Genomic DNA, 5,312 nt, shown 5'->3' with positions numbered 1-5,312 from the left:
CGGATCTGGGCGCGGGCCGCCCCGGACAGCGCGATCCACAACCTCTACGGCCCGACCGAGGCGACGATCGCCATCAGCCACTTCGCCTACCGGCCGGACCATCCCGCGACGGTCCTGCCGATCGGCCGGCCCTTGGCGGGGCAGGGGATGGCCCTGTTCGACGAGACCGGCCGGCCCGCCGCGCCGGGCGCCGTCGGCGAGATCTGCCTGTCCGGATCGCAGCTCACGCGCGGCTACTGGCGGCAGCCGGAGCTCGACGCGGACCGGTTCCGGACCGTCGAGGGGACGCGCTGGTACCGGACCGGCGATCTCGGCCGGCTGGAGGCGGGGGACGGCCTGCACTTCCTCGGCCGCGTCGACCACCAGATCAAGATCCGGGGCTACCGGGTCGAGACGCTGGAGATCGAGGGCGCCCTGCGGGCGGCGGCCGGGCGCGACCTCGTGGCCGTCCTGCCGCTGCCCGCCGCCGACGGGACGGTCGCGGGCGTGGTCGGCTTCGTCGCCGGCGCCCCGCTCGACACGGCCGCGATCCGCGAGCGCCTGCAGGGCTGTCTGCCCGACTACATGATCCCGCAGGCCGTGATCGTCCTCGACGCCCTCCCGCTCAACACAAACGGAAAAGTCGACCTGCGGGCGCTCGCCGCGCACCCGGCCCTCGACGGCCTGCGCGCGGGACCCGACGGACGCCGCCCGCCCCGGCCGCCCGCATCGGAGGCCTCTCCGCTACCCCCCGGCACGACGAGCAGACCATGACCGTACTGAGCCGCCTGCAGGATGTCGCGCGCACCGTGTTCGAGGACGAGCGCATCGTCCTCGAACGGGGATCGACGGCCGCCGACATCGCCGAATGGGATTCGGTCTCGCACATCTCCCTGGTGCTCGCGGTCGAGGCCGCGTTCGGCATGCGCTTCGGCACGGCCGAGATCGGATCGCTCGAGAATGTCGGCGCCTTCGTCGACCTCATCGAGCGGAAGATGACGGACGCCGCCTGATCCGCACAGGGTCGCCACGGGAGCGGGGCAGGGGGCTCGCGAAGGCCCCTCCGCACGGGAGAACCCTCCTCCGTGCCAGTGCAGGACTGTGCGGGCCTCCCATGGCGCGGAGCGTTCCGCACCGGCACGGCGCAGCATGCCGGAAGCTGTTCCGGAGCAGGCGGAAACCCGGCCCGATCCGAGGCCAGGAATCGTTCGCATAAGATATATTATGGAACCAAAGCGACCCGAGGCCGGGCGAGGGGGCTTCCAACCCCCTGAAAACCCTTGCCCATAAACCCTTGCCCTCGCCCATCGCGGCTGGCATGCCACCCGGCGATGGTCGACACGGTCCTCGACGAGGCGAGCCTCGCCGGCTTCCTCGATGCCTTCTACGCGCGCGTGCGGCGCGATCCCCTGATCGGCCCGGTCTTCGCGGCGGCGATCCCCGACGCGGACTGGCCGCGGCACATGGCGACGATCCAGGCCTTCTGGTCCTCGGTGCTCCTGAAGACCGGCCGCTACAAAGGCAATCCCTTCGGCCGCCATCAGGCCCTCGGCGTCCTCACGCCCGATCATTTCGAGCGCTGGCTCGGCCTGTTCGCGGAGACGGCGCAGGCGCGCTTCGCGCCTGCAATCGCCGACGCCCTGATCGAGCGGGCCCACCGCATCGGCGACAGCCTCAAGGCCGGCCTGTTCTTCCGGCCCGACGCGCCGGCCGGGCAGGGCCGTCCCTGAGGGCGAGGGCGGTTCCGAGCCCCCTCCCCGGTCAGGCCGGCTCGACGGTCCAGTCCTCGATCGCCAGCCCATCGACCCGCTCGAATTCCCGGACGTTGTTGGTCACCAGCGTCAGATCGGACGCGCGCGCATGCGCGGCGATCCAGAGGTCGTTTCCGCCGATCAGCCGGCCCGCGGCGGCAAGGTCGGCGCGCAGGCGCCCATAGAGCGGCCCGACCCGGTCCTCCATCGGAAGGACCGGGATGAGGCGGGCGAGGGCAGTCAGCCGCCGCCCGGCTTCCGCGTCCCCGCTCTTGGCGACTCCGTAGGCGAGTTCGCCGTAGGTGATCACCGACATCACGACGCTGCCGGGCTCCGCGGCTGCGAACCGGCGCATGACCGCTGGAGGCCGGTTCCGGCGGATGTGGATGCAGATGTTGGTATCGAGCATGTAGCGGGGCTTCACAGGCCCTCGCGCTCCTGGGGCGGCGCATCCGCGCGGTCGTCGATCTCGGGCGGAAGCTCGGCCAGCAGGTCGAAGGCGGCGGCGAGGCCCCGATCCTGCACCTCCCGCAGGACGATCTCGCCGCCACGCCGGAAGATCTCGACCTCGGTCCCGCTCAGGCGAAATTCCCGAGGGATGCGAACGGCCTGACTGTTTCCGGACCGGAAGATGCGTGTCCGCGCCATGGAGCACCCCGTCTATACGGACCTGTATATACCAGCCTGCCGCACGGTGACAGACCGGGCAAGGACGGTTCCAGCCCCCCTCCCCGGTCAGGCCGCCAGATCCTCCGCCCGACGCGTATCGGCGAAGACGCGCCCGTCCGCGAAGCGCAGGCCGAGCTCGGCATTGAGACGCCCGGCCGGGCGCAGCCGCAGGCTCGCCGGGCGCTCCAGCTCGTCCAGCCGCGCCAGCGCCTCGTCGGCGCTCGTCGGCGCGTCGCGCCCGCCGCCGAGGCCGCGCCACCACAGCACCGCCTTCTCCCGCGCATAGCCGCTGGCCTCCAAATCGAGGTGGACCCGGTGGCCGCCCTCCGGGCAGGCGAGGGCGATGGCGAGGCCGCCCGGAGAGGCCTCGAGCGCCCAGCCGGTCACGGGCCGCCAAGGCGCCGAGGCACGCGCCCGCAGCGCCTGCGTCACCGGCTCGGAGAGGATCGGCAGGGCGTCCTCGGCGGCTGCCTCGTGCCTGGCCTCGCCCTCCTCCTCGGCCTCGGGCTCGACCCAGCAGGCCTCGCAGGTGGAGGCGTTGAGGGCGATGAGCGCGCCGCAGCCGGGGCAGGGCTTGGCGCGCACCTCTCCTTCCCGCCCGCGCACCTGGGCGGCGGTGCGGGCGGTGACGATGTCGACGGGCCCGTGCATGCGCACCAGCCCGGCATAATCGAGGATCAGCGCGTCCGCCTTGCCCGGCGCCTGCCGGAGCGCGCGGCCGACCTGCTGCACGTAGAGCCCCGTGCTCTGGGTCGGGCGGAGCAGGGCGACGAGGTCGACCTCCGGCACGTTGAACCCGGTGGCGAGCACGCCGACCGAGGTCAGGCAGCGGATGCGGCCCGTGCGGAACCCCGCGATCAGGCGGTCCCTCTGGCGCCGCGGCGTCTCGCCGGAGATGGTCTCGCAGGAGTACCCCTCCCGGCGCACCGCGTCGCGCACGGCCTCGGCATGGGCGAGGCCGGCGCAGAAGGCGAGCCAGGCGCGGCGGCTCCGGCCATAGCCCACCATCTCCTCCACCGCGGCGCGGGTGATCCAGTCCTGGTTCACCGCCGCCTCGAGCTGGCTCGGGATGTAATCGCCGCCGCGCCGGCCGACCCCGCTCACGTCCAGCGCCGTCAGCGTCGCCTTGGAGACGAGGGGGCTGAGCCAGCCGCGCTGGATCAGGTCGCCGACATTCGCCTCGTAGACGATGCGCTCGAACAGCCGCCCCTCCCCCTCGTCGAGGCGCCCGCTGTCGAGCCGGTAGGGCGTCGCCGTGAAGCCGACCACGCGCATCTCCGGCCGCAGCGCCCGCAGGCCCGCGAGGAAGCGGCCGTAGCGCGTCTCGGCCGCGCGCGGGATCAGGTGGGCCTCGTCGACGATGACGAGGTCGCGCGGGCCGATCGCCCCGAGCTTGTCCCAGACCGACTGGATGCCGCAGACGAGGATCCGCGCCTCCGCCTCGCGCCGCCCGAGCCCGGCCGAGAAGATCCCGGCCGGCGCCTCCGGCCAGGAGGCGACGAGCTCGCGGTGGTTCTGCGCGATGAGCTCGCGGCTATGGGTGACGACGACGATGCGGGCCTCCGGCGCCCGCTCCAGGCTCGCGCGGGCCAGCGCCGCGATGACCAGGGACTTGCCGGCCCCGGTGGGCAGCACGATCAGCCCGTCGCGAAGCCGGGAGCCCCCTGCCCCGCCCCACGCCGCCTGGAGCGCGTCGAGGCTCGCGCGCTGATAATCCCGAAGCTGCAGCATGCGCGCCGTGTACGCGGGAAGTCCGGGGATTCCAAAGGGCCTCAGGCCCTTTGGCGGGACTGTCGGGGCAGGGCCCCGACAGTCCCAGGGCTCCGCCCTGGACCGGCGAAGGGGAGGATCCCCTTCGAACCCCGGGATCAGGGGCGGCGGAGCAGGTAGGTGTCCATGATCCAGCCGTGGCGGGCGCGGGCCTCGGCGCGCCGGCGCCGGATCTCGGGCCCGGCCGTGCCGAGGCGGCCGGAGACGAGGATCTCGTCCGGCGAGCCGAGATAGGCGCCCCAGTAGATCGTCAGGTTCGGGTCGAGATGGTCGAAGCTGGGATCGCCGTCGAGCATCACCACGGTGCTGTCGGCCGTGAGGCCCTGGGCCGCAAGGTTGCGCCCGGTGGTGATGAGGACGTCCGCGCCGATCCGGTTGAGCAGGATGGCATGCGCGGCGGTGAGCGCCTGCACGCTGGTGATGCCGGGGATCACCGCGCAGTCGAAGGCGAGGCGGCCGGACGCGCGGATGCGCTCCAGGACGCGCAGGGTGCTGTCGTAGAGGGAGGGGTCGCCCCAGACCAGGATGGCGCCCACCTCCCCTGCCCCGAGATGATCGCGGATCGCCCCTTCGAGGAGGTCGGCCCGGGCCTGGTGCCAGGCCTCGACCGTGCCGCCGTAATCGGCGGGCCGCCGGTCGCGGGCCGGATCCTCCACCGCGACGAAGCGGTAGGGCTTGGCGATATGCGCCGCGCAGATCGTCCGGCGCAGGGCCAGCAGGTCCGCCTTCTCGGCCCCCTTGTCGAGGGCGAAGACCACATCGACATCCGCGAGCGCCCGCACCGCCTGGAGCGTCAGGTGCTCCGGATTGCCGGTGCCGATGCCGATGACGCGCAGGCTTCGCATGGGGGCTTCCGGACACGCGCGAGGATCCGCGCTGCCGCGCCTCGTAGAGCGCTCTCCGCCGAAGTGGAAGCCGGTTCGGCCCAAGAGAGCGCCTGAAACAAGGACCCAGGGCTCTGCCCCGCGCAGAGTGCAGTCCGCCCGAGCTGTTGGTCTTCGAGAAGGTTCCCGGCATACGACAACGGCCCGTCCCCTTTTGGGAGACGGGCCGTTGGCTGATCTGGTTGCGGGGGTTGGATTTGAACCAACGACCTTCAGGTTATGAGCCTGACGAGCTACCGGGCTGCTCCACCCCGCGCCG

At 72.7% G+C, this 5,312-nt stretch carries 7 protein-coding genes and 1 tRNA gene; 3 read left to right on the top strand and 5 right to left on the bottom strand.

Annotated elements, in window-relative coordinates; translation table 11 throughout:
• From MTDSW087_RS29515 to MTDSW087_RS29505, 3 genes are all read left to right on the top strand, one after another.
• On the top strand, positions 1-753 hold a 753-nt coding region (locus tag MTDSW087_RS29515; RefSeq protein ID WP_144769315.1), incomplete at its 5' end, for an AMP-binding protein.
• Positions 750-992 carry an acyl carrier protein gene (locus tag MTDSW087_RS29510; protein WP_144769313.1) on the top strand — a complete coding sequence of 81 codons (243 nt, stop codon included), beginning with the start codon at positions 750-752 and terminating at the stop codon, positions 990-992. The genes MTDSW087_RS29515 and MTDSW087_RS29510, both read left to right, overlap by 4 nt.
• A gap of 318 nt (positions 993-1,310) precedes the next feature.
• Positions 1,311-1,709, top strand: a complete 399-nt coding sequence (locus MTDSW087_RS29505; RefSeq protein WP_144769312.1) for a group III truncated hemoglobin — start codon at positions 1,311-1,313, stop codon at positions 1,707-1,709.
• A 31-nt stretch (positions 1,710-1,740) separates the two neighbouring features.
• On the opposite strand, the gene MTDSW087_RS29500 is transcribed toward MTDSW087_RS29505, so the two are convergent.
• The 5 genes from MTDSW087_RS29500 to MTDSW087_RS29480 all read right to left on the bottom strand — a co-directional run bounded on the left by MTDSW087_RS29500 (position 1,741) and on the right by MTDSW087_RS29480 (position 5,309).
• Positions 1,741-2,154, bottom strand: coding sequence for a type II toxin-antitoxin system VapC family toxin (locus MTDSW087_RS29500; protein ID WP_238179497.1), 414 nt, complete (start codon positions 2,152-2,154; stop codon positions 1,741-1,743).
• Positions 2,151-2,378, bottom strand: a complete 228-nt coding sequence (locus MTDSW087_RS29495) for an antitoxin (protein ID WP_144769310.1) — start codon at positions 2,376-2,378, stop codon at positions 2,151-2,153. Before MTDSW087_RS29495 ends, MTDSW087_RS29500 begins: the two co-directional genes overlap by 4 nt.
• 87 nt (positions 2,379-2,465) lie before the next feature.
• Entirely contained in the window at positions 2,466-4,130 is a 1,665-nt protein-coding gene (locus tag MTDSW087_RS29490; RefSeq protein WP_144769308.1) for a DEAD/DEAH box helicase, read from the bottom strand.
• 137 nt (positions 4,131-4,267) lie between these two features.
• The gene (gene cobF, locus MTDSW087_RS29485) at positions 4,268-5,014 is read right to left on the bottom strand and encodes a precorrin-6A synthase (deacetylating) (RefSeq protein WP_144769306.1); all 747 of its coding nucleotides are present in this window, start codon (positions 5,012-5,014) and stop codon (positions 4,268-4,270) included.
• 218 nt (positions 5,015-5,232) lie between these two features.
• Positions 5,233-5,309 (bottom strand) — tRNA-Met (locus tag MTDSW087_RS29480).
• Positions 5,310-5,312 lie beyond the last annotated feature (3 nt).

The sequence above is a fragment of the Methylobacterium dankookense genome (genome assembly GCF_902141855.1).
Classification (GTDB): domain Bacteria; phylum Pseudomonadota; class Alphaproteobacteria; order Rhizobiales; family Beijerinckiaceae; genus Methylobacterium; species Methylobacterium dankookense.
Note: the sequence above shows the minus strand (reverse complement) of the source record. Positions and strands in the feature narration are given on the sequence as shown.